The sequence below is a fragment of the Streptomyces sp. OZ13 genome (assembly GCF_052068155.1).
Classification (GTDB): domain Bacteria; phylum Actinomycetota; class Actinomycetes; order Streptomycetales; family Streptomycetaceae; genus Streptomyces.
Map to the genome: position 1 here is coordinate 1 of NZ_JBQHCZ010000051.1, position 988 is coordinate 988.

At 69.6% G+C, this 988-nt stretch carries 1 pseudogene; it reads right to left on the reverse strand.

From position 1 onward, the window contains the following. Positions 1-946 (reverse strand): annotated as a pseudogene (locus tag ACTMTU_RS36030) (type I polyketide synthase); the annotation flags it as partial. Between the last annotated feature and the right edge of the window lie 42 nt (positions 947-988).

The following is a 988-nucleotide window of genomic DNA, read 5'->3' on the forward strand; positions in this document are numbered from 1 at the left end:
TGCCCTGCTCCGCGAACCGCTCGTAGAAACCGTCCAGGTCCACCCGCTGCGCACCCGTCACCGGCCACTGCGCCAACACCTCGAACCCGCCGGCCCCGGCATCCGAACCGGGTACAGGCCCAGCCACGGTCCCTTCGGCGTGACGTACCCATGGGGCATCCGCACCCGCAGCGCTGCTGTAGACGGCCACGGCGCGACGGCCCTCGGCATCGGCCGCGTCCACGGTTATCTGGAGGCGCAGTTCGCCCTGCTCCGGGACGACGAGCGCTTCGAGAAGTGTGAGTTCCTCCACCCGGCCCGCACCCACGAAGTGGCCTGCGGAGAGGGCGAGTTCGAGCAGGGCGGTGCCGGGGACGATCACCGTGCCGAACACGGCATGGTCGGCCAGCCAGGGAAACTCGCGCAGCGAGACCCGGCCGCTGAAGACGTGGCCTTCGCCGTCGGCGAGCGTGGTCACCGCACCCAGCCACGGATGCCCGGCCGACTCCAGCCCCACCGAGGTGACATCACCGGAGGTGGACACCTGCTGCCAGAAACGTTCGCGCTGGAAGGCGTAGGTGGGCAGGTCGATGCGGGTGGCGCCGGGGAGGAGGGAGCTCCAGTCGATGTCCTGGCCGAGGACGTGCAGTTCGGTGAGTGCGGTCAGCACCCCGGCAACCTCGTCCGTACCCTTCCGGGCACTGGCGACGAAGCGGACGGGTGTGTCCTCGGGCAGGTTCTCCGCCGCGGCCGCCGTCAGCACACTCTGCGGGCCCAATTCCAGGAAACGTTCGGCGCCTGCTGCCGCCAAGAACCGCATGTCGTCGGCGAAGCGGACCGCGTCGCGCACATGCCGCACCCAGTAGCCCGCATCCCGGGCTCCGTCGACCGGCGGCATCGCAATCCTGGGCTCACCGTAGGTGATCGAGGCGGCGACGTCCTCGAACGCGGCCAGCATCGGATCCATCAACCGCGAATGGAACGCATGCGACACCCGCAACGACTTCGT